Below are 23,060 nucleotides of genomic sequence, written 5' to 3'. Positions count from 1 at the left end.
GTCCTCCAACAGGGCGCGCAAACCGGACCCGGCCGTGGCAACGTCCTCCAACAGGGCGCGCAAACCGGACCCGGCCGTGGCAACGTCCTCCAACAGGGCGCGCAAACCGGACCCGGCCGTGGCAACGTCCTCCAACAGGGTGCCCAGACCGGACCCGGCCGTGGCAATGTGCTCCAACAGGGTGCCCAGACCGGACCCGGCAGCGGCAACGTCCTCCAGCAAGGCGCCCAGACCGGACCCGGCAGCGGCAACGTCCTCCAACAGGGCGCGCAGACCGGCGGCACCGGCAACGTCCTCCAGCAAGGCGCCCAGACCGGACCCGGCAGCGGCAACGTCCTCCAGCAAGGCGCGCAAACCGGACCCGGCAGCGGCAACGTCCTCCAGCAAGGCGCCCAGACCGGACCCGAAACCGGCAACGTCCTCCAGCAAGGCGCCCAGACCGGACCCGAAACCGGCAACGTCCTCCAACAGGGCGCCCAGACCGGACCCGAAACCGGCAACGTCCTCCAACAAGGCGCCCAGACGTGACCTCTGTCGCGTGCTGACCGCGCCAAGCCTGCCGACCGAACTCGGTAGCGCGAACCCGCCACTGGACAGTGGCGGGTTCACCAGCTCCGGGAATTCGCTCACGGCGTGACCGGTGCACGACCCGACACGACGATGACGAGGTCACGGTGATGACGAGGTCCGTAACGGGAACTTGCGGCTACGGGAATCCACGGCTATGGGGATCCGCTACTTACCGGGGCGCGACTGCTGCAGTTCGGACACCAGCCGACGCAGCCGCGGTGTGGGGCGGAGTCCCAGCTCGTCGCGGAGGTGCTGCTCGTAGCGTTCGAAGTCGCACAGCGCCTCGGACCTGTTGTCCTCCGCCAGGTGGGCGCGGATCAGTGAAGCCTGGCTGCTCTCCCGCAGTGGATCCGCTTGCACGGCCGCATGGGCGGCCGTCACGGCCCAGGCGAATTCCTTCAAAGCGATGAAAGTTCCCGTCAGTGCCTCAAGCGCATGGAGTCGAAGCTGCCGCCACTGCTCCGCCTCCGGCAACACCCACTCGTCGTACCAGCCGGGCAGCAGATCGGCGGACAGCTGGTCGACGGCCGCCGCGTCGAGGGCGAGTTCCTCGGCCGGGACATGGGGATCGAGTATGCGCTGGGCCAACGACCGAGCCCGGAACAGGTCGACCGTGACCTCCCGCGCGAGACGCAACTCGGCGGGGCAGATGTTCAGTGCCTGCTTCCCGAGGCCCTGGAGGCGTGACAACGCCGATCGCAGGTTCGTGTTCGCACCTTGCTCGGGCGCCTCGGGCCAGAGGCTCCCGGCAACCAGAGCCCGAGGGACGGCAGCGCGGTACTGTAGCACGATAAATGCCAACAGTCGCTTCGAGCCGACCGGGACGGTCACCGGTTCGTCACCGACCACGATGTCGAAACCGCCGAGAAGAGAGATGCTCACGGACGGCCCGACGCTGGTGGGCGGCGGAGAGAAAGCGAGATCATATGAGCTCATGGCTTTGTGATCGCGTAGGGGTCGCTCTGCCCGGCGCCCGTCGATCGGCCGCGCCGTCACTGCTGGGGTCGGCGATCTGTACACCTCCCGCATAGCAATGCTGCTCTACCTCCCAGAAGATGTCGAATTGCCCCGATCCGGGCCGAGGACCGGTGCCCTTCGGCCGGACTTTCGCGGTATGGCGCACCGGTCGAACCGGCGGACGGCGGCCACGGTGTCGGGGACGGCGACGGCGCAGGATGCGGGGTCTTCGTGAGCGCGACGGGCGGCCGGAGCGGACCGCGCGGCACGGCCGGATTCAGCGGGTGTCAACTGCGGTGAGGCGGCGGTCCGTTGCGTCTCCCGCGAGCGGGCCGGGGTGACCGTCGCACGATTCGCTCGTTCTGTTGAACGTGCGTCCACTGCCAGAAGTACCTTCCGCAGCCGCCCCGGCCGACGGGGAACAGGCCGGGGCCGTGCTCGTCGAGCACTATCCGCGGCTGGTCCGGCTCTGCTATCTCGTGCTGCCGCCGTCGCCCGGCAGCCACCACCGGGTGCTGGAGGCGCACGCCCTGGCCCAGCGGTGCCTGCTGTCGGGGCACCGCACGGGGGGCGGGGCCGCGGGCGGCGTCCCGTCGCCGCGCAGGCCCGGCGGCGCGGCGACGGTGGACCCGGCCTACGCGGACGCCCGTGGACGAGTGCTGCGCGCGGCCCTGGAAGCGGGCCGGCCGCGGCGCCGGGCCGGCCGCGTCCGGCGGCCGTCGCTCCTGCCGGTCGTGTGGGGGCTGCGACTGTTCCCGCACTCGGGCGGGGCCGAAGGGCTCGCCCTGGAGGGCGCCCTGTCCTCGCTCTCCGGTCCCGGCCGCGCCGCCCTCGCCCTGCGCGCCCTGGAGCGGCTGGCCGACGCGGAGGTGCGGCGGGTGCTCGCCGGTGCCGGGGTGGCCGACCCGCACGCGGCGCTCGCGGAGGCGGACGGCGTCCCCGCGCCGGGCGCGCTCCTCGACTCCCCGCAGTTCGACCCCTGTTCGCTCCAGGCCCGGCCGCCGGACCTGCTGCACCGTCGGCGGCGCGCGCGGGCGGTCCTGACGGCCGTCGCGGCGCTGCTGGTGTGCGGGGCACTGCTGGGACCGGCGGACGGGGGCTGGGAACGCGCCGTCACGGCCGGTCCGGAGCACTCCCCCGACGACGCCGGGCAGTTGCTGGACCCCGCCGGGCTGCGGCGCGTGTCCGCGATGTTCTGGCAGCGCTCGTCCCGTACCGACTTCAGCTCCTGGCCCACCCGCGGCGACCGCACCGGGGACACCGCCCTGCTGCGCCGCGCGCTCGCCGCGTGGGCCCGGCCCGGCGACGGGGTGCGCGTCTCGGCGACCCCGGGCACCCCCGTCGGGCCTCCGGCGGGTGCGCCGCAACTGCTGTACGCGGGCGGGACGGACCGGGCCGCGGTGGTGCTCCTCCACGACGGACTGCGCGTCGTGCGGTACGCGGAGCCCCGTCGCGGCGGCCCGGACGGGGAGGTCGTGCTCGACTTCGCCCGGGTCGACGGGGCGGACGCCGCCGCGGCCGGTGCCGTGGTCGTGGAGCGCGCGGGCGACCGCGTCCGCTACCTCACCGCGCCCTGGGCGGCCGGAATCCGGATACGGGACCTGCTGACGCCGGACGAGGCGCCGCGCTCGCTGCCCCGTTCCCCCGACGGCACGGTCACCGCGCCGGCCGCGCCGGCGACCACCCGCGACTGCCGCGCCTGGAGCGCGATCGAGATCCGGGACGGCCCCGCGACCCGGCTGATGACGGACCTCGGCGAACTGGTCCCCGCCCGGCTGACCTCGGGTCCGCCGACCGCGCCGCACGACGTCTCCGGGCGGGCCGAGCGGGACGCCTGGGTGCGGACCGCCTGTCTGCTGCCCGAGCTGCGCTCGCACGGGGTGCGGTCGGTGAACTCCTGGCAGTACGCCGAGCAGACGCTGCCCGAGGGCGACGGCTCCGCGCGCTGGCTCTGCACCAGGGCGGAGACCTGGCGGGGCACCGGCAGCCGGATCCTCGCCCAGTTCCACGCCCCGTCGGCGCCGTCCGTCGCGACGGGCGGCCCGCCGGGAGCGGTCGCGGCCAGGGCCGAGGACTCCCCGGCCTGCGGGCCGCGCGACCCCCGGGTGCTGGCCGGGGTGCTGTGGAAGTCGCAGGCCGGCCACTGGTACGTACTGGCCGCGGGCAGCGGGCAGTTCACCTCGCTGGCCACCTCGGGCGGGGTGACGGGGCGGTCCCGGGGCCGACTGCTCGCCGTGCCCGCCGGGGCCGGTGACCGGGCGCGACTGAACGGCACGCTGGCCGACGGCAGCCGGGTGGGAGCCCTGCGATGACGCCCCGACCGGGCGGAATCCCGGGAACCGGTCGACCGGAACCCCGGGAACCGGCCGGGGCGGGGTCAGGAAATCGCCGCCCACCCCTGTTCTCCCGGCTTACCCCTCAGTACATTGACGCCATGTCTAACACGCAGCCGACGCCGGTCGTTTCGGAGCGGACGCCGCTCAAGGCCCGCAAGGTCTCCTTCGCCTGGGAGAAGACACCGCTGCACTGGGTGCCGGGCGACCCCTTCACCACGCACACCATCAACGTGCTCCACCTCCTGCTCCCCGCCGGGGAACGCTGGTTCATCCACGTGTACCGGCAGGTGCTGCCGTACATCCACGACGAGCGGTTGCGCCAGGACGTCATCGGGTTCATCGGCCAGGAGGCCGTGCACTCCCAGGCGCACGACGACGTCCTGCCCCGGCTGAAGGAGCTCGGGCTCGACCCGACGCCGTACACCGCGCAGGTCGACTGGTTCTTCGAGAAGCTGCTCGGCGACCGGACGCTGCCGCCGGGGAAGGCCCGCAAGTGGTGGCTGCTGGAGCGGGTGGCGCTGATCGCGGCGATCGAGCACTACACCGCCTTCCTCGGCGACTGGGTGCTGAACGCCGACGAGTTGGACCGGCGCGGCGCCGACCCGATGATGCTGGACCTGCTGCGCTGGCACGGCGCGGAGGAGGTCGAGCACCGCTCGGTCGCGTTCGAGGTGTTCATGCACGTCGACGGCAGCTACCGGCGGCGGGCCCGCACCTGGGCTGCGGCGTTCAGCGCACTGGTCTTCCTCTGGCAGCGCGGCATCCGCTTCTTCATGGAGAACGATCCGTCCCTGCTGAACGGCAAGGGGTCGTTCAAGGAGTTCTATCTGAGCGGCCGGCGCGGCACCCTGCCCGCCACCGGTGACCTGCTGCGTTCCGTGCCCCGCTATCTGAGCCGCGACTACCACCCCTCGCAGGAGGGCAGCACGGCCCAGGCCATCGCCTACCTCGCCCAGTCGCCCGCGGCCACGGCCGCCGAGGCCCGTACGACGGGAACCCGCTGACCATGCCGCTCCCCCTGCCCCGCCTGCGCACCGTCGTCCTGGTCACCGGTGCCGCGCTGCTGGCGAAGCGGGCCCTGCACCGCCGCATCCAGGACTCCCCGCTGTGGCCCCTGCCGGCCCTGGAGGAACCGGTCTCGGGCCGCTCCGAACGGCGTTCCGCGGCCACCCGCCGGGTGCTGGTCACCGAGCGGACCACGCCCGCCGAGGGAGTCGTCCGACTGCGCCTGGAGGGCTCCTCGTTGCCCGCCTGGCAGCCCGGCGCGCACCTCGACCTCGTGCTGCCCTCCGGCCTGGTCCGCCAGTACTCCCTGTGCGGGGACCCGGCCGAGCCCGACACGTACACCGTCGCGACGCGGCTGGTCGAGGACGGCCGGGGCGGCTCCCGCGAGGTCCACGCGCAGCTGCACGAGGGCGTGGAGGTGGAGATCCACGCCCCCCGCAACCGGTTCCCCCTCGTCGAGGCCCCCGCGTACCTCTTCGTCGTGGGCGGCATCGGCATCACCCCGGTGCTGCCGATGCTGCGCGCCGTGGCCGCCTCGGGCGCCGACTGGCGGCTGCTGTACGGGGGCCGGTCGCGCGCCTCGATGCCGTTCCTGGACGAGATCGAGAAGCTGGGCGCGGAGGGCGGCCGGGTGACGGTCGTGCCCGAGGACGAGGCGGGCCGCCCGGACACCGCCGCGGCCCTGGCGGCCACCGCGGAGGGCACCGCCGTCTACTGCTGCGGACCCGAGCCCCTGATGGACGCGGTCGCCGCCGCCCTCCCGCCCGGCCGCACCCTGCACCTGGAGCGCTTCACGGCGGCGACCGCGTCGTCGGCCGGGTCCGGCCCCTTCGAGGTCGAACTGCGCCGCTCCGGCCGCACCGTGCGAGTGGCGGCGGACCAGTCGGTGCTGACGGCGGTGCGCGAGGAGGTGCCGTACGTCTCGTACTCCTGCGAACAGGGCTTCTGCGGAACGTGCCAACAGCGCGTCCTGGAGGGCGAGATCGACCACCGCGACGAGCTCCTGACCGACTCGGAACGGGACGACACGATGCTGATCTGCGTGTCGCGGTGCCGGGGCGAGCGGCTCGTGCTGGATCTGTAGGGGCGGCCGTGGCGGTGGCCCGCCGCCCCTCCCCCACCGTCCCACTCGGTACCCTGTCCACCATGACGACCGGGGTGCGGCGCAGGATGGGCGTCGAGGAGCGCAGGCAGCAGCTGATCGGTGTCGCGCTGGAGTTGTTCAGTCACCGCGCCCCCGACGAGGTGTCGATCGACGAGATCGCGGCCGCCGCGGGCATCTCGCGGCCGCTGGTCTACCACTACTTCCCGGGGAAGCAGAGCCTGTACGAGGCGGCGCTGCGGCGGGCGGCCGACGAGTTGGCGGCGCGGTTCGTGGAGCCGCGCGAAGGCCCGCTCGGGGAGCGGCTGTTGCGGGTGATGGGACGGTTCTTCGACTTCGTCGACGAGCACGGTCCGGGGTTCTCGGCGCTGATGCGGGGCGGCCCCGCGGTGGGTTCCTCGACGGCGAACGCGATGATCCACGGGGTGCGGCAGGCCGCGTGCGAGCAGATCCTGGCCCACCTCGGGGTCGAGGATCCCCCGGCGCGGCTGGAGTTGGTCGTGCGGTCGTGGGTGTCGCTGGCCGAGTCGACGGCGCTGATCTGGCTGGACGGACGGCGGATTCCGCGCGAGGAGCTGGAGGTCCAGCTGGTGCACGACTTCGCGGCGCTGGCCGCGGTGAGTGCCGCGTACAACACGGAGATGGCGGGCATCGTGCTGCGGGTGCTCGGGCAGGAGCCGGCGGACGGGCCGTTCGGGGATCTGCTGGAGCGGCTCTCCGCCCTGGCCCCCGCCGTGCCGGCCGTTCCCGCGCAGCGCCGTCCGTGAGCGGCGGTACGGGCCGGTGCCCCCGGTGGTACGGGGTCCGGCCCGCCGGGCGGGGCGCGCGGGCGGTCCTCAGCTGAGCAGTTCGGCCTGGAGCGCGGCCGCCAGCCCCACTTCCGCGTTGTCCGACCGGCCCCGTTCGAAGGCGCGCTGGTAGGCGGCGTCGCCGACGGCAGCGCGGGCCTGGCGTTCGCACGCCTCGCGCACCGGGGCCAGCTCCGGGGTGCCGCGCTGCGGGTGGCCGACCATGTGCCAGTAGACCTGTCCCGTGCCGTAGACCCGGGCGGCGCGGGCACCCGCGCCCTGGGCGGCGATCGCCGCGGCCAGGATGTCCAGCCCGAGTGCGATGCCGAAGCGGTCGCGGAGGCGGTGCTTGCCCGCGAGCATGGAGCGGGCGTGGGCGGCGGACGTCTCGGCCTCGCCCCGCAGCAGGGCGATCAGGGCGAGCTGGTAGTCGACGTAGCTGCGGGTCCAGCACTCGTCCTGGGCCACGCAGACCGCGCGCAGGTTGGTGGCCGCCTCGGCCGCCTCGTCCAGCCGGCCGAGGCTGGTCAGGGCGAAGACCGTGATGAGGTGGCAGCGCAGCCGGTAGGCGGCTTCGAGCCGGGTGGCGAAGCCGGTGACGCGCAGCACCCGGTCGATCTGGCGCAGGCCCGCCCCGGGCCGGCCGGTCATCAGGTCGGTGAGGGCGCACAGGTAGGCGGCGGCGAGGATGCCCTCGTCGGTGCCGTCGCGGGCGGCCTCCCTGGTGCACTCCCGGCCCAGGCGGCGGGCGGTCGGGTAGTCGCCCTGGAGCATGACGGTCATGCCCAGCACCCACAGGACGCGGGTGCGGTGGGGACCCTCGGACGGTCCGGTGTCCAGGGCGCGCTGCGCGTACTCGCGGGTCTGCGGCAGATGGCCGCAGCAGCACCAGAAGAAGCCGATCCGGCCCGCCATCTCCTGGGCGGCCGGGGCGTCGTGGGCCAGCAGGTGGTCCAGGGCGGCGCACAGGTCGGCGTGCGCGTCGGCGATGCGGTGGTACCAGGTGATCTGGTCGTCGCCGGTCCAGCCCGCGTGGGCCTCGCGGGCCAGGCCCAGGAAGCAGGCGGCGTGCCGGTCGGCGGCGGCCCGTTCCTCGCCGAGTTCGGCGAGCCACATCCGGCCGTACTCGCGGATGGTGTCGAGCATCCGGTGGCGGGGGCCGTCCCGCCCGACGACGGACTTGGCGACCAGCCCGGCCAGCGCCTCGCCCACCCCGTCCGGGGTGAGCGGTCCCTCGGCGCAGACCTCGCGGGCCGCGGCCTCGTCGAAGTCGCCGCGCAGCACGGTCAGCCGGGCCCAGAGCAGCCGTTCCAGCGGGGTGCACAGCTCGTGGCTCCAGCCGATGGTGGTGCGCAGGGTGCGGTGGCGCGGCGCCCGGAGGGACGGGTCGGACGGTACGTCGAAGCGGGTGCCGATCCGGGCGGCGATCTGTTCGACGGTGCCCTTGCCGAGGGCGCCCGCCGCGAGTTCGATGGCGAGCGGGATGCCTTCGAGGCGGCGGCAGATCTCGGTGGCCGCGGCGGCGTTGCCCGGGGTGTCGAGGACGAGGTGGGGGGCCGTGGTGGCCGCCCGGTCGCGGAACAGGGCCAGTGCGTCGCCCTCGACGGGCAGCGGCTGCACCTCGACGATCCGCTCGCCCTTCAGGCCCAGCGGCTGTCGGCTGGTGGCCAGCACGGTGAGGCCGGGCGAGGTGGTGAGGATCTCTCCGAGCAGGTGCGCGCACGCGGGGCGCAGGTGCTCGCACGAGTCGAGGACCAGCAGCATCTCCTTGTCGACCAGCCATTCGCACAGCGCGTCGATGGGCATGCGCAGGGTGTGGTCGGAGAGCCCGACCGCGTCGGAGACGGTCGCGATGAGCAGTCCGTCGTCGTGGAGCGGTGCCAGGTCGGCCCACCACGCGCCGTCGCGGTGTCCGGCCGCCGCCTGTCGGGCCGCGCGGACCGCGAGCCTGGTCTTGCCGACACCGCCGCTGCCGGTGAGCGTGGTCAGCCGGTGCGTGGCGAGGGTGTGTTCGAGCCGGGCAAGTTCCGCTTTCCGTCCGACAAAGCTCGTCGTCTCCTCGGGGATGTTGCTCGCCATGGTCACCGTCGCTGAAACAGGTGGACCGGCCGGTTCCGGCCCCTGCTTCCGGAGCGGCACGCGCGTGCGGGGACGCCTGTGCCGTACCGGAGAGGGGCCGGGACCGGCCGGGAGGTGGGAGGGCGCGCCGGGGATGCGGTGCTGCGGCATTCCCCGACGGCTGCTGCCTCCCAACCTAGCCCCGTCGGGGCTCAACTCAGGACGAACACCGCCACAGTGCGTCCCGGTACGGTGAAAGTTCCTGAATTCCCCTCATACATGGACTTCTTGACGGTAGAATCTGCGCCTTTGGCTTGGACGGGGTGCAGTGCGTAGGACTTCCCCGCCAGTTCGGCGACCTTCTGCGTCGCGGTGCCGGGGGCCGCGTTGAGGACGACCACCAGCTTCCCGAGCCGCATGGTGATCACGCCGGGGGTCTCGTCCTTCCCGGAGAGCGGGAAGGACAGGGCGGACTGCACCTGCCCGGTGGTGGCGAGGGAGAAGTCCCGCTCGGTGGAGCGGATGGTGAGCAGGTCCCGGTACGCGGCGGACGCGCCGTCGATCTGCGCGCAGCCGGGCCGGAGCGCCGCGTCGGCCAGCAGCGGCTTCCCGTAGGACCACTTGGACCGGTTGTCGGCGGCCGGGGGCAGTCCGCGGCCGAAGCCGTTGCCGTCGCGGCAGTCCCAGTGCAGGGCGTTGAACCAGTCGCCGCTGTCGTAGGAGTTGCGGTCCAGGGACTTGGAGCGCAGCAGGTCGCTGCCCGCCTGGGAGAGCGCGGGGCCCTGGGAGAGGGCGGTCGTCGCCATCGCCAGGACCTGCATGCGGGCCCGGTCGGCCGCCGATGTGCCCGCCGGGAGCTTGAAGGCGAGCGCGTCGTACAGCGACTCGTTGTCGTGGGCGTCGGCGTAGGCGAGGGCGTCGCCGGGGGCCGCGGCGTATCCGGCGGGTGCGCCGTTGTAGTCGACCCCGGAGCCCTTGACCGTGCGGCCGGAGGAGTCGGTGAAGGTGTAGTCGGCGAGGTTGCCGGTGAGCCCGACCTTGATCAGGTCCTGGTAGTGCAGCAGCCGGGCCTTCTGCTCGGCCTTCGTGCCGTTGGCGGGAGAGGTGTTGGGGTCGGTGTACAGGCCGCTGGCGAAGCCCTGCACGCCGGGGTCCTCGTCGAACGGGCCGCCGCCGCGCACGGCGTCGCGGGCCCGGTCGGAGAAGGTGGCGATGCCGGTGCCGGCCATGTTCTTCTGGGTGGCCTGGACGAAGCGGGCGTCGTCGGCGATCTCGCCGAAGTTCCAGCCCTCCCCGTACAGGACGATCTTCTTCCCGTCGACGCCGTCCTTCGCCACGGTCAGTGCGTCGAGCGCCTTGCGCACGGCGAGGATGTTGGCCCTGGGGTGGTGACCCATCAGGTCGAAGCGGAAGCCGTCGACCTTGTACTCCTTGGCCCAGGTGACGACCGAGTCCACGACGAGCTTGCCCATCATGGTGTTCTCGGGCGCGGTGTTGGCGCAGCAGGTGGAGGTGGCGACGGTGCCGTCCTCCAGGAGCCGCTGGTAGTAGCCGGGCACGATCCGGTCGAGCACGGACTTGTCGTTCTGGCCGGCGGCGACGGTGTGGTTGTAGACGACGTCCATGACGGTCCGCAGCCCCGCGCCGTTGAGGCCCTGCACCATCTGCCGGAACTCGACGGTGCGGCGGGTGCCCTCGGGGTCGGAGGCGTAGGAGCCCTCCGGGACGGTGTAGTGCAGCGGGTCGTAGCCCCAGTTGAACCCGTCCTTGGCGGCGGCCTTCGCCACGCACGCCTGCTGCTCCTCGGAGTCGGGGGCGGGGACCGACAGGTCGCAGGCGGGCTTCTGCTGTGCGGACTTCTTCTCGGGGACGGTGCCGATGTCGAAGGCGGGCAGCAGGTGGACGTAGTTCGTTCCGGCGTCGGCGAGCTTCTTGAGGTGCTTCATCCCGTCGGAGCCGGTGTCGGTGAAGGCGAGGTATTCGCCGGGGTGCTTCGAGGTGCGGTCCGCGATCGAGAAGTCGCGGATGTGCAGCTCCTGGATCCGGGCGTCGCGCAGCGGGGCGGCGGCGGGCTTCCTCAGCCCGGACCAGCCCTTCGGGGCGAGCTCCGGGGCGTCGAGGTCGACGACGAGGCTGCGCGCGGAGTCGGTGGTCAGTGCGGTGGAGTAGGGGTCGGTGACCTTGTTGGTGACGAACTTCTGGACGGTGGGCGCCCAGACGTCCACCAGGTAGCGGTAGGGCTTGCCGGTCCACCCCTTCGTGCCGGTGGCGGACCAGACGCCGGTGCGGTCGTCGCGGCGCATCGGCAGGGTGCGGCCGTCGAGTTCGAGGGCGACGGTGCGGGCAGTGGGGGCCCACACGGACAGGGTGGGGCGGCCCTTGGCGTCGAAGACCGGGCCGAGCGCGGCGTCGGCCGCGTTCTTCCCGTACAGGTCGTCGAGGACTCCGGCGCTCTGCACCCCGGTGGCGGCGAGCAGGGCGCCGTTGGCGGCGCGCTGGGTGGCGATCAGCTGACCGCGCAGCGCCTCGCGGACGCGGTCCCGGTCCCGGGCGTCGACGGTGAACGCCGGGTAGTCCTTGAGGTGCGGGTACTTCGCCTTCTGCGCGTCGGTGAGCGCGGACGGGGTGAGCCGCAGCCACTGCCCCTCGTCGGTCAGTGCCCCGTCGGCGACGGAAATGGAGCCGTTCTCGGTGTAGACGAGCTGCTGGCTGGTGGCGCCGGTGGCCTTGACCTTCCACACGACGGTGTCGGCGTCGATCCACTGTGCCTCGGCCCTGGTGAGGTCCGGGGTGGGCACGCCGCCTGCCTGGGGCAGCAGGTAGCCGGGGGTTCCGCCGAGCAGCCAGACCTCGTGGCCGTAGGTGGCGAGGTCGAGCGACTGGTCGCTGGGGAGGTCCTTCTCGTCGCCCTTGTGCAGGATGTAGCTGAGCGAGGTGGCGCCCTCGGCGAGCGGTACCTCGAAGGTGGCGCCGGAGGCGTCCTTCTTCACCGGCTGGAGCGGCTTGGCCCAGTCGGTGGGGTTCTCGGCGCCGGTCCAGGTGTGCAGTCCCCAGCCGTCGTAGTCGCCGTCGGCCCGGTAGTAGTGCAGGACGGCCCTGGTGGTGTCCTGCGGCGGGCGGGCGCCGTCGGGGGCCTCGTCGGCCTGGCCGTCCTTGCCCTGCTCGATCCAGACCTCTCCGGTCCTGGCGAGGTCGACGGTGCGCTGCGGCCCGTCGGCGGTGCCGTCCTTCTCGACGGTGTACGGGAGGGTGGAGGCGCCCTCGTCGAGCTCGACCCAGGCGAACGCACCGTAGGCGTCGCGTCCGGTGAAGCCGGCCACGGTGTCGCCGGAGCGGAGCTTCCAGCCGTCGTAGTCGCCGTCGGCGCGCTTGTAGTGGACGACGGCGTAGTCGCGTTCGACGGCCACGGGCTTCGGCTCGGGGGGTGCCTGTCCGGCGGTCGTCGAGGCGAGGGCGCTCGCGGTGCGTCCGGTGCGGTCGACGACGACGGCCTTGTAGCGCAGCGGCGTACCGGCCTTCACCTTGTCGTCGAGGTGCTGGGTGACCTTGTACGGGGCGTGGTCGGCGGAGCCGAGCGTGACCCACTTGCCGTTGCCGGTCTGCGCGGCGAACACGACGCGGTTGAGCTGTCCGCCGTCCACGTCGGCGGAGATCTCGACGGTGCCGGTGGCTCCGGCGGCCGGGGCCTTCAGGGTGATCGAGGGCCTGGTGGCCGGGTCGTCCATCGCCTTCCCGGCCCGCAGCACGACGCTGGAAAGGGCGGGCACGGTGACGGTGATCTTCTTGTCGGCGTCGCTGCGTATGGTGCCCGAACCGCCGTACAGGGTGCGGAAGTCCGTGTTCGCGGAGGCGGTGGGCAGTTCGACGGTGCGCGGGACGGTGCCGTTGTTGGTGGCGACGAGGTACTCGTGCGGCTTCTCGGGGGCCGTGCGGGAGAAGGCGTACACGGGGCCTTCGGCGTACCGCTCGGTCTGGACGCCGTCGCGCAGGGCCGGGTTCTTCCGGGTGAGTTCGGAGAGCGCGGCAATGTTCCGGTACAGGGGGTGCTTCGTGTCGTACGCGTCGGAGGCGTGGGTGCGGTCGGTGCCCAGCTCGTCGTCGTCGAGGTAGTCGGCGGTCTTCGAGGCGAACATCGTCTGCCGGGCGTCCTTGTCGCCGCCCGCGCCGGTGAAGCCCTGTTCGTCGCCGTAGTAGACGACGGGGTTGCCGCGGCCGAGGAACATCAGTTCGTTGGCGAGGCGGGCCCGGTCGAGGAGTTCGGCGTCGTCGGCCTTCGGGTTGTCCTGCTTGAGGAACGTCCCGATGCGGCCCATGTCGTGGTTGCCGAGGAAGGTCACCTGCTCGTAGGCGTTGGCCTTGTCGGTGGTGTAGCGGTAGTCGTCGCCGAACACCGTGGAGAGCTTCGTGGCCGGGGCGCCCTGCGAGGCGTACTGGCGGGCCGCCTCCTGGAACGGGAAGTCGAGCGTGGCGTCGAGCCGGCCCCGGGTGACGTAGGGCGAGGTGACGGCGGTGTCGGCGGAGTAGACCTCGCCGAACATGAAGAAGTCCTCGCGCCCGCGCTCGGCCGCGTAGGTGTCGAGGGCAGTGGCCCACTGGGTCCAGAAGTCCAGGTCGACGTGTTTGACGGTGTCGATGCGGAAGCCGTCGATGTCGAAGTCGCGGACCCACTTCTCGTAGATCTTCGCCATGCCGGAGACGACCTCGGGACGTTCGGTCCACAGGTCGTCGAGGCCGGAGAAGTCGCCGTAGGTGGTGGACTCGCCGGCGTAGGTGGAGTCGCCCCGGTTGTGGTACATCGTCGGGTCGTTGAGCCAGGCGGGGACCTTCTGCCCGGTGTTCTTCGGGGTGTACGGGAACGAGTCCGCGTCCGCCTTCGCCATGCCCTTGGCGTCGTCGAAGGGGCGGCCGTCGCGGTCCAGGTACGGGTAGGCGCCCTTGGGCCGGTAGCCGTAGGCCTTCTCGGCGTAGTCGACGGTGTCGGCGGTGTGGTTGGTGATGACGTCGAAGAAGACCTTCATGCCCTTGGCGTGGGCCCTGTCGATCAGCTTCGACAGGTCGGCGTTGGTGCCGAAGTGCGGGTCGACCTGGGTGAAGTCGGTGATCCAGTAGCCGTGGTAGCCGGCCGATGCGTCCTTGCCGGTGCCCTGGACGGGGCGGTTCTTGAAGATCGGGGCGAGCCAGATGGCGGTGGTGCCCAGGCCCTTGATGTAGTCGAGCCGGTCGGTCAGGCCCTTGAGGTCGCCGCCCTGGTAGAAGCCCTTGTCCGTGGGGTCGTAGCCGGTCTCCAGACGCGAACCGGTGAGTCCGCCGCGGTTGTTGGAGGCGTCGCCGTCGGCGAACCGGTCGGGCAGGACGAAGTAGAACTGCTCGCGCGTCAGGTCGTGGCGGGCCGGTTCGGCGGCGAGCTTCGTGTCCGAGTGCGGGGACGGGGGTCTGGGCGCGGCGGACGCGGAGGCCGCCGGCACGACGGGCAGCAGCGCCGCGCACAGCGCGGCGACGGCTCCCCGCCTCAGGATGGTTCGGGACACGGGCGGGTTCTCCTCGGGCTTTCAGGGACGGGTGGTTCAGCGGGGTGGGCCGGGGCCGCGTCGGGCGCGGCCCCGGCCCACCCCGTTCGGTGAGGTCAGCTGCGCCAGACGTCGGCGGTCAGGGCGACGGTGCCGGAGGAGGGCACGGTGGCGGTGCGGTTGGCGCCGCTCTCCCAGGTGACGTTGCCGCCCGCGTCCTTGCGGACGTACTTGTACTCGAACGCCGTTCCGGCGGGCAGCGCGACGTCGAGCTTCCAGACGGGGTACGCGGCCGGGTCGAGCTTCGGCGCGGAGGCGGGGTTCCAGTTGCCGAGGGCGGCCTGGTTGCCGGTGACGTGGATGTTCTGGCCGGGCTGGGTGGTGGCGCTGACGCCGAAGGACGCGCCGGACTGTCCGGTCCCGCCGCTGCCGGTGCAGGTGCGTGCGCCGATGTGCAGGGCGACGGCGGTGTTCGCGCCGAGCGTCGCGGTGAACTGCCCGGAGCCGTTCACCCTGACGCCCCTGCCGGACTGGACGTCGCAGTAGTCGCCGGCGGGCAGCGAGGTCTGGAAGGTGCGGGTCAGCGCGGAGCTCTCGTGGTTGATCGCGACGTACGCCCTGGCGCCGCGGCCGAAGGCGATCTGGTCGCCGCCGTTGTCCCACCAGTCGGTGACGGCCTGGCCGCGCGCGGTGTTGCGGAAGCCGACCATGGAGGAGATCTCGCGCCAGGCGTGCTGGCACTTCCAACCGTCGCTGTAACAGGCGTTCACGGTGCCGCCGTTGGGCGGGCCCGCGTCCTTGTCGGACCACTCGTAGCCGGAGTGGACGTCGGGCGAGCCGTACGGCCAGGCCAGCATGAAGACACTGGCGAGGGTGTAGTTGGCGCCGTCCTTGTAGTTCAGGGTGTCGCCGCCGCGCTCGGTGTCGTGGTTGTCGACGAAGACGGCGGCCTTCGAGGAGGGCATGAAGCCCCAGCCCTCGCCGTAGTTCTTCAGGTGGGCGAGGTTCTCGTTGTTGAAGACCTGCTTGAGGCCGCGGGCGTACCGGAACTCCTGGACGTCCCCGGTGCCGGTGTACTCGTCGGGCTGGACGGCCTCGCCCGCGCCGTATATCGCCTCCTGCTTCCAGTAGACGCCCGGGTCGGCCATCCGCGACTTGATGTTCGCCAGGTCGGCGGCGGGCATGTGCTTGGCGGCGTCGATGCGGAAGCCGTCCACGCCGAGGGAGCGCAGGTCGTCGAGGTAGGCGGCGATCCTGCCGCGGACGTAGTCCTCGCCGGTGTCCAGGTCGGCCAGGCCCACGAGTTCGCAGTTCTGGACGTTGGCGCGGTCCTGGTAGTTGCTGATCTGCGCCGTGCAGTCGTTCATGTCGGCCGCGGAGTACACGCCGGGGTAGTCGTACTTGGTGTACGAGGAGCCGCCGGTGCCGGTGCCCGAGCCCGCCGACATGTGGTTGATGACGGAGTCGGCGACGACCTTGACGCCCGCACCGTGGCAGGCCTTGACCATGGCCGCGAAGGAGGCGCGGTCACCGAGCCGCCCGGCGATCCTGTAGCCGACCGGCTGGTACGAGGTCCACCACTGGCTGCCCTGGATGTGCTCCTGGGGCGGCGAGACCTGGACGTAGCCGTAGCCGGCGGGGCCGAGGGTGTCGGTGCACGCCCTGGCGACGGAGTCGAACTTCCACTCGAAGAGAACGGCGGTGACGTCCTTGTCACCGGGGGCGGAGGCCTGGGCGTTCGTGGTGGGGATCACGAGAGCGGCGGCGCCTGCGGTCAGGGCGAGCGCTGCGGACAGTGCTCTGCGTGCCATGTTTCCTCCTGCTGTGGGGGGAAAAGCGGGTGACGGTGCAGCCTCATGTGACAACGCGCCCTGCCGTCAAGGCTCCTGAATATTCTTGCTGCAAGAATGCAAAACCTGCTGGACGCAGACCGTACGAGCCCGCCCGTCCCCGGTCAACCCTTTGGACACCGTCCAGTCACATCCAGGAAATACGGCAGTTTTCTTCCTGCAAGGACTTACGCAAGACATTGCAGCGCTGTTACATTTCCCCCAGCTCCGGTCCGGTCGGCCGGGGGCTCCGGCGATCCCGTGGGCCCCACGCGCCCGGCCGGCCGGGCCGGTCAGGGCCAAGAGAGGCACCCGGAGTCGCACTCCCCGCCGGCCCATCCAGGGCCGACTCCTGGTGCCTCTTCTCGGCCCCGCCCCGAGGCCCCCCGACGCCCGCCCCGCGCCCTCTCCCGGGGCCCGTCCCGCCACCTGTCCCGAAGGCCGCCCCGGGGCCCCGCCCGCAAAGCGCCCGGCGCGGCCCTCTCAGGTCTCCCGGACCGCCGCGGTGGACCCGCGCACCACCAGCTCCGGCTGGAACACGTACTCCGTGCGCTGCACCGGACTGCCGCCTATCTCCTCCAGCAGGGCCCCCACCGCCGCCGCGGCCATCGCCTGCACGGGCTGACGCACCGTCGTCAGCGGCGGATCGGTGAACGCAATCAGCTGCGAGTCGTCGAACCCCACCACCGACACGTCGCGCGGCACGTCCAGCCCGCGTTCCCGGGCCGCGCGCACCACGCCCAACGCCATCAGATCGCTGCCGCAGACGATGCCCGTGCACCCCCGGTCGAGCAGCGCCCCGGCCGCGACCTGACCGCCCTCGACGCTGAACAACGTGGAGCAGACCAGGAGTTCGGCCTCCGCGCGGTCCATGCCCAGCAGCTTCACGGCGGCCTCGACGAAGCCCTCGCGCTTGCGGCGGGAGGGCACGTAGCGCTGCGGCCCGATCGCCAGCCCGACCCTGCTGTGGCCGAGGTCGGCGAGGTGCCCGACGGCCATCCGCACGGCGGCGGAGTCGTCGGGCGAGACGAACGGCGCGCTGATCCGCTCGTTGTAGCCGTTGATCAGGACGAACGGCACACCGCGCTCGGTGAGCGCGGCGTACCTGGACGGGTCGGCCGACATGTCGGCGTGCAGCCCGGAGAGGAAGACGATCCCGCCGACGCCGCGCTCGACGAGCTGCTCGACGAGTTCGTCCTCGGTGGCCCCGCCGGGCAGCTGGGTGCAGAGCACCGGCGTGTAGCCGTGCCCCGCCAGCACCTGCTCGACGGACTGCGCGAACGCCGGGAAGATCGGGTTGATGAGTTCGGGCGTCACCAGCCCGATCAGCCCGGCGCTGCGCTGCCGCAGCCGTACGGGCCGTTCGTAGCCCAGGACGTCCAGGGCCGCGAGCACCCGCTGCCGGGTGGCCTCCGAGACGCCCGGCTTCCCGTTGAGCACCCGGCTGACGGTCGCCTCGCTGACCGCTGCCTGGCCGGCGATGTCCGAGAGCCTCGGCGCACCGGTCCGGGGCAGGGGAACCGTCACACCGTCCACCACACCGTGGTGTCCGCGGGCAGCTCGATCTCGGCGCCGTCGGTGACGACCGGGCCGCTGGACAGCAGGACGGTGCCGTGCGCGGGGACACGCACCGGCCGGCCGGTCGTGTTGACGGTGCAGACGAAGCCGGGGCGGGCGAGGGCCAGCACCCCCTCGGGGGCCTCCAGCCACTCCACCGAGGTTCCGGCGCCGAGCCCCGGGTGCGCCCGGCGGGCGGCGATCGCGGCCCGGTACAGCTCCAGCGTGGAGCCGGGCACACCGGTCTGCGCCTGGACGCTCAGCTCGCCCCAGACGTCGGGCTGGGGCAGCCAGCTGCCGCCGTCGCCGAAGCCGTACGAGCTGCCGTCGCGGGTCCACGGGATCGGCACCCGGCAGCCGTCGCGGAAGCCGTCCTGGCCCTCGGCGCGGAAGAACGAGGGGTCCTGACGGACCTCGTCGGGCAGGTCGGTGACGTCGGGCAGGCCGAGCTCCTCGCCCTGGTAGACGTAGGCGGAACCGGGCAGGGCCAGCATCAGCAGGGTGGCGGCGCGGGCCCGGCGCAGGCCCAGCTCGCGGTCGCCGGGGGTGCGGATCTGGGTGCCGAGGCCGGGCGGGTTGGCGAACCGGGTGGCGTGCCGGGTCACGTCGTGGTTGGAGAGCACCCAGGTGGTGGGGGCGCCGACCGGGCGCATCGCGTCGAGCGAGGAGTCGATGACCTCGCGGAGGTCGGCGGCGTCCCAGGCGGTGGAGAGGTACTGGAAGTTGAACGCCTGGTGCATCTCGTCGGGGCGCACGTAGTTGGCGGTGCGCTCGACGGTGGGGGTCCACGCCTCGGCGACGAGGATCCGCCCGCCCGTCGCCCACCACCGCCCTTCCGACGAAGGGCCTTCGGGCCCCTTCTTCTCGGGGTACTCGTCAAGGATGGTGCGCCAGGAGCGGTAGATCTCGTGCACCCCGTCCTGGTCGAAGAACGGCATGACGTCGTTGCCGAGCAGCTTGAGCTGGTCGCGGCTGCCGAGGTCGGGCAGGCCCTCGGCCTTGACCAGGCCGTGGGCGACGTCGACCCGGAAGCCGTCGACGCCCATGTCGAGCCAGAAGCGCAGGATGGAGCGGAACTCGTCGGCGACGGCCGGGTGTTCCCAGTTGAAGTCGGGCTGCTCGGGCGCGAAGAGGTGGAGGTACCAGTCGCCGGGGGTGCCGTCCGGGTCGGTGGTCCGGGTCCAGGCGGGGCCGCCGAAGACGGACTCCCAGTCGTTGGGCGGCAGTTCGCCGTTCTCCCCCTTGCCGGGACGGAAGTGGTAGCGCTCGCGCAGGGCGGAGCCGGGGCCCTCGGCGAGGGCACGGCGGAACCACTCGTGCCGGTCCGAGGAGTGGTTGGGCACCAGGTCCACGATGATCCGCAGGCCCAGCTCGTGGGCGTCCCGGATCAGCCCGTCGGCGTCCATCAGGGTGCCGAACATCGGGTCGATGTCACGGTAGTCGGCGACGTCGTAGCCCGCGTCGGCCTGCGGCGACGCGTAGAACGGGCTGAGCCAGACCGCGTCCACACCGAGGTCCTTGAGGTACGGGAGTCTGCCGCGTACGCCTGCGAGATCGCCCATGCCGTCGCCGTTGCCGTCGGCGAAGCTCCGTGGGTAGACCTGGTAGATCACCGCGTCCTGCCACCAGCCGGTCTGGTGGGCCGGAGCGTCGGCGGACGTGCCGGTGGAGGGGGCAGCGAGGTGCTGGGTCATGTCGTCCCTGGGGTGTCTGGGTGGGGAGCGGCGCCGGGACCCGGTCGCGGTACCGACGCCGTCCGGGTGCGGGGGTGGCCCGTGCCGGAGCGGGTCGGTCGCGGTGGGGAGGGGGTCCCCGGGGTACCGGCGGCCGCCGTGACTGGTGCGTGCGGGTGGTGCGGGTGGTGCGGCAGGCTCTCAGCCCTTGACGGCTCCGGCGGACATGCCGGTGACCAGGTGGCGCTGGGCGAAGAGGAAGACCAGGGCCGCGGGTATCGCGATGAGCACGGAAGCGGCGGTCATCGGCCCCCACTGGGCCCCGTACTGGTTGACGAAGAGCTGCAGCCCGCCCGCGAGGGTGAGGTTGTCCTCGCCGACCATGAAGGCGGAGGCGTACGCCACCTCGCCCCACGCGGTGATGAAGGAGTAGAAGGCGGTGACGGCGAGGCCGGGCTTGGCGAGCGGCAGGACGAGCCGCCAGAACGTGCCGAACGGGGTGAGCCCGTCGACCTGGCCCGACTCGTCGATCTCGCGCGGGATGGTGTCGAAGAAGCCCTTCATCATCCAGGCGCAGAACGGCACCGAGATGGTGAGGTAGGTGATGACGAGGCCGGCGGGCTGGTTCAGCAGCCCCATGCCCGCCATGATGTTGTAGATCGGCACGATGAGGACGGCGACCGGGAACATCTGGGTGACCAGCAGCGTCCACATCAGCCCGCGCTTGCCGGGGAAGCGGAAGCGGCTGACGGCGTAGCCGGTGGAGGCGGAGACGATGACGCCGAGGAGCGTGGTGAGTCCCGCGATGAGCAGGGAGTTGCCGAACCAGGTGAGGAACTTCGTGTTCTGGATCAGGTTCGTGTAGTTCTCGAACGTCGTCTCTTTGAAGAAGTCCGTGGTGGTCGCGTACGCGGCGGGCTTCAGCGAGGTGAGCAGGACCCACAGCACGGGGAAGACGGCGATCACGGACGCGACGAGGAGCGTGAGGTGCAGCCCGGCGGAGGCGATCGGCGAACGATCGCCGCGCAGCCGGACCTTCCCGGCCTTGCGCGCGGAGCTCTTCGGGGCGGTGGGGGCGGGGGCGGTGGTCACCAGTCGTCTCCCTGGGTGCGCAGGACTCGCCGGTACACGGCGGCGAAGATCAGCAGGAGTACGAGGATCAGTACGCCCCAGGTGGAGGACTGCGCGAAGTCGCGCGGGCTGATCTCGAAGGAGAACTTGTACGCCTGGGTGACCAGGATCTGGGTGGCCTCACCGGGTCCGCCGCGGGTGAGCAGGAAGATCACCGGGAACATGTTGAAGGTCCAGATGGTGGAGAGCAGGATCACCGTGGTGGAGACCGGCCGCAGTCCGGGGAGCGTGATGTGGCGGAACCGCTGCCAGGCGGTGGCACCGTCCATCTCCGCGGCCTCGTAGTGCTCGCTGGGGATCGACTGGAGCCCGCCGAGCAGGGCGACCATCATGAACGGCACGCCGAGCCAGACGTTGACGGCGATGACGGAGAACTTCGCCCAGGTGGGGTCGTTCAGCCACGGGATGCCGTCGATCCCGCCGCCGGAGAGGAGCTTGTTGAGCAGCCCGCGGTCCTCGTTGTAGAGGAAGCGCCAGGCGAAGACGGAGACGAAACCGGGGATGGCCCAGGGCAGGATGAGCGCCATCCGGTACGCGGAGCGGCCGGCGATGCGGCGGTTGAGGATGTTGGCGAGGGCCATGCCCAGGCAGAAGGTGATGGCCACGCAGGAGACCGTCCACACCAGGGTCCAGCCGAGCGTGCCGAGGAACTGGTCGCCGGTGAGGGCGTCGGTGTAGTTGTCCAGGCCCACGAACTCGTACGTGGCGGGCATGTGGTTGACACCGATGGACCGCTCGACGTTGCGCTCGTTGGCGTCGGTCATCGAGAGGTAGATGCCGCGGACCAGCGGATAGCCGATGATCACGCCGATCACGAGGACGACCGGGGCGACCATGGTCCAGGCGTACCAGTGGGTCGACAGTGCCCGCCGGAGCCTGCCCGGCGGCGTGGGGGTGCCAGTACCGCGGCTCCGGCCGCGGGCGACGTCGTCGCCCGCGGCCTTCGCCACCGACTGGCCGGTGTGGACAGCCATCAGCCGGCCTGCCTTCCTGTTACTTCCAGCCCTTGAGGAGCTTGCGGTAGGAGTCGCCGGTCGTCTTCGTGGCCTTCTCCGGCGTGGTCTGACCGGTGAGGACCTTGGTGTACTCGGTGACGAGCGGGGCGAAGAGGCTGCCGGTCTCCGGGATCCAGGGGCGCTCGACGGCGGTCTCGACGACGGGCTTGAAGAAGCCGACGATCTCGTTGTCGACGACGTCCTGGCTGGCGTAGGAGGAGGTGCGGGTCGGCAGGAGGCTCAGCTCCTTGGTGACCTTGGCCTGGGTCTCCGTGGACGTCATGTACTCGACGAAGGCGTAGGAGGCGTCCAGGTTCTTGGAGCCCGCGTAGACGGCGAGGTTGTGACCGCCCTGCGGGGCGCCCTGCGCGGCGGAGCCGGCCGGGACCGGGGCGATGCCCAGGTTGGCCTTGTCCTTGAACTCCTTGCCGGCGTAGGTGTCGGCGACGGCCCACGGGCCGTTGATCATCATGGCGACCTTGCCGTCCTTGAAGGACGCCTGCATGTTCTCCCAGCCGTCCGTGGCGTCGGTCTTGGCGGCGCCGGAGTCCACGAGGTCCTTGACGACCTTCATCGCCTTGACGCCCGCGGGGCTGTCGATGGTGACGGACTTGGTGGAGGCGTCGACCATGTCGCCGCCCTCGCCGTACAGGAAGGAGAGGAACCAGTACGCGTCGTCGCCGCGCAGGTACATGCCGGTCTTGCCGGTCTTTTCCTTGATCTTCTTGGAGACGGCCTTCAGGTCGGCGACGGTCTCGGGGACCTCGACGCCGGCCTCCTTGAAGATCTTCTTGTTGTAGAAGACGCCCATGGAGTCGATGACCTGCGGCACCGCGTACGTCTTGTCCTTGTACTTGGTGGACGCGGCGGCCTGCTTGAGGAAGTCGCCCGGGTTCTTCAGCGCGGCGGTGCCGTCGAGCGGGGCCAGGTAGCCGAGGTCGGCGAACTCGGGGGTCCAGGCGACCTCGGAGCGGATGACGTCGGGGGCGTCGGAGCCGGACTGGGCCGCGTTCTTGAACTTGTTCTGCGCGTCGCCGAAGGGCACGTTGACGTACTTGATCTTGACCTTCGGGTGCTTCTTGGTGAAGTCCTCGGCGATCTTCTTGAAGACCTTGTCCTCACTGCCCGCGGTGGAGGTGTCCCACCACGTCACGGTGCCGGAGAGCTCGCCCGAGCCCTTCGCGCCGTTGGACTCGCTGTCGTCGCTGCCGCAGGCGGTCGCCGCGAGCGCCAGGGCCGCGACCAGGGCGGTGGCCGTTATGCCACGTCGCATCTGAACTCCTTCAACTTCCGTACCGCTCCGTCGCGGCGCCGGGTCGACGAGAAAGTAACAAGGATGAAAGAACGCCGAAAGAGTTTGCGGAAGATTTCTGCAAGCATCGACGATCGTTACATTCGCGTGTCCTCACGGTTGCCGTCAAGACCCTTGACCGTGACCACCGTCTCCTGGCAGCTGCTGGCCACGGCCCGCCCGATCGCGGTAGGAAGATCCGACCGGGGCCCGCAAGCGGGGGCTGCAAGACCTTGCAAAGCGTTGCCACGACACCACCCG

The 23,060-nt window shown here is 71.7% G+C and carries 13 protein-coding genes and 1 pseudogene; 4 read left to right on the top strand and 10 right to left on the bottom strand.

Features of this window, described 5'->3' with window-relative positions; all coding sequences use genetic code 11:
- Together ACWCXX_RS02145 and ACWCXX_RS02140 are read right to left on the bottom strand one after the other, a co-directional pair.
- Positions 1–630: pseudogene (locus ACWCXX_RS02145) on the bottom strand (hypothetical protein); the annotation flags it as partial.
- A gap of 105 nt (positions 631–735) precedes the next feature.
- Positions 736–1,452, bottom strand: coding sequence for an AfsR/SARP family transcriptional regulator (locus ACWCXX_RS02140; protein WP_451123316.1), 717 nt, complete (start codon positions 1,450–1,452; stop codon positions 736–738).
- Positions 1,453–1,898: 446 nt separating this feature from the next.
- Here ACWCXX_RS02140 and ACWCXX_RS02135 point away from each other — a divergent pair, with 446 nt between their 5' ends.
- The 4 genes from ACWCXX_RS02135 (at position 1,899) to ACWCXX_RS02120 (ending at position 6,737) form a co-directional block, all read left to right on the top strand.
- The gene (locus ACWCXX_RS02135; RefSeq protein WP_451123572.1) at positions 1,899–3,839 is read left to right on the top strand and encodes a hypothetical protein; all 1,941 of its coding nucleotides are present in this window, start codon (positions 1,899–1,901) and stop codon (positions 3,837–3,839) included.
- 122 nt (positions 3,840–3,961) lie between these two features.
- Entirely contained in the window at positions 3,962–4,867 is a 906-nt protein-coding gene (locus ACWCXX_RS02130; protein ID WP_451123314.1) for a metal-dependent hydrolase, read from the top strand.
- A 2-nt stretch (positions 4,868–4,869) separates the two neighbouring features.
- A complete protein-coding gene (locus ACWCXX_RS02125) occupies positions 4,870–5,952 on the top strand; it encodes a PDR/VanB family oxidoreductase (protein WP_451123312.1) in 1,083 nt (360 codons plus the stop codon).
- A 62-nt stretch (positions 5,953–6,014) separates the two neighbouring features.
- Positions 6,015–6,737: a TetR/AcrR family transcriptional regulator gene (locus ACWCXX_RS02120; RefSeq protein ID WP_451123310.1), complete on the top strand. Its 723-nt coding sequence runs from the start codon at positions 6,015–6,017 to the stop codon at positions 6,735–6,737.
- Between the two features lie 69 nt (positions 6,738–6,806).
- Here ACWCXX_RS02120 and ACWCXX_RS02115 read toward each other — a convergent pair whose 3' ends face one another.
- From ACWCXX_RS02115 to ACWCXX_RS02080, 8 genes are all read right to left on the bottom strand, one after another.
- A complete protein-coding gene (locus ACWCXX_RS02115) occupies positions 6,807–8,837 on the bottom strand; it encodes an ATP-binding protein (protein ID WP_451123308.1) in 2,031 nt (676 codons plus the stop codon).
- Between the two features lie 191 nt (positions 8,838–9,028).
- Positions 9,029–14,344: a pullulanase-type alpha-1,6-glucosidase gene (gene pulA / locus ACWCXX_RS02110; protein WP_451123306.1), complete on the bottom strand. Its 5,316-nt coding sequence runs from the start codon at positions 14,342–14,344 to the stop codon at positions 9,029–9,031.
- A 95-nt stretch (positions 14,345–14,439) separates the two neighbouring features.
- Positions 14,440–16,134, bottom strand: coding sequence for a carbohydrate-binding module family 20 domain-containing protein (locus tag ACWCXX_RS02105; RefSeq protein ID WP_451123304.1), 1,695 nt, complete (start codon positions 16,132–16,134; stop codon positions 14,440–14,442).
- 501 nt (positions 16,135–16,635) lie between these two features.
- Positions 16,636–17,691, bottom strand: a complete 1,056-nt coding sequence (locus tag ACWCXX_RS02100; protein ID WP_451123302.1) for a LacI family DNA-binding transcriptional regulator — start codon at positions 17,689–17,691, stop codon at positions 16,636–16,638.
- The gene (locus ACWCXX_RS02095) at positions 17,676–19,403 is read right to left on the bottom strand and encodes a glycoside hydrolase family 13 protein (protein WP_451123300.1); all 1,728 of its coding nucleotides are present in this window, start codon (positions 19,401–19,403) and stop codon (positions 17,676–17,678) included. Before ACWCXX_RS02095 ends, ACWCXX_RS02100 begins: the two co-directional genes overlap by 16 nt.
- Before the next feature lie 180 nt (positions 19,404–19,583).
- Positions 19,584–20,474, bottom strand: coding sequence for a sugar ABC transporter permease (locus ACWCXX_RS02090; protein WP_451123298.1), 891 nt, complete (start codon positions 20,472–20,474; stop codon positions 19,584–19,586).
- On the bottom strand, positions 20,471–21,487 hold the full coding sequence (locus ACWCXX_RS02085) for a carbohydrate ABC transporter permease (RefSeq protein WP_451123296.1): 1,017 nt from the start codon (positions 21,485–21,487) through the stop codon (positions 20,471–20,473). The genes ACWCXX_RS02090 and ACWCXX_RS02085 overlap by 4 nt, the downstream gene beginning before the upstream one ends.
- 19 nt (positions 21,488–21,506) lie before the next feature.
- Positions 21,507–22,781, bottom strand: a complete 1,275-nt coding sequence (locus tag ACWCXX_RS02080; protein ID WP_451123294.1) for an extracellular solute-binding protein — start codon at positions 22,779–22,781, stop codon at positions 21,507–21,509.
- Between the last annotated feature and the right edge of the window lie 279 nt (positions 22,782–23,060).

The organism is Streptomyces sp. NPDC001732, from assembly GCF_053596315.1.
Note: the sequence above shows the minus strand (reverse complement) of the source record. Positions and strands in the feature narration are given on the sequence as shown.

Coding starts and splice junctions, on each gene's coding strand:
- ACWCXX_RS02130 (WP_451123314.1), top strand. CDS start 3,962: ATGTCTAACACGCAGCCGACGCCGGTCGTTTCGGAGCGGACGCCGCTC.
- ACWCXX_RS02125 (WP_451123312.1), top strand. CDS start 4,870: ATGCCGCTCCCCCTGCCCCGCCTGCGCACCGTCGTCCTGGTCACCGGT.
- ACWCXX_RS02120 (WP_451123310.1), top strand. CDS start 6,015: ATGACGACCGGGGTGCGGCGCAGGATGGGCGTCGAGGAGCGCAGGCAG.
- ACWCXX_RS02115 (WP_451123308.1), bottom strand. CDS start 8,837: ATGGCGAGCAACATCCCCGAGGAGACGACGAGCTTTGTCGGACGGAAA.
- ACWCXX_RS02105 (WP_451123304.1), bottom strand. CDS start 16,134: ATGGCACGCAGAGCACTGTCCGCAGCGCTCGCCCTGACCGCAGGCGCC.
- ACWCXX_RS02095 (WP_451123300.1), bottom strand. CDS start 19,403: ATGACCCAGCACCTCGCTGCCCCCTCCACCGGCACGTCCGCCGACGCT.
- ACWCXX_RS02085 (WP_451123296.1), bottom strand. CDS start 21,487: ATGGCTGTCCACACCGGCCAGTCGGTGGCGAAGGCCGCGGGCGACGAC.
- ACWCXX_RS02080 (WP_451123294.1), bottom strand. CDS start 22,781: ATGCGACGTGGCATAACGGCCACCGCCCTGGTCGCGGCCCTGGCGCTC.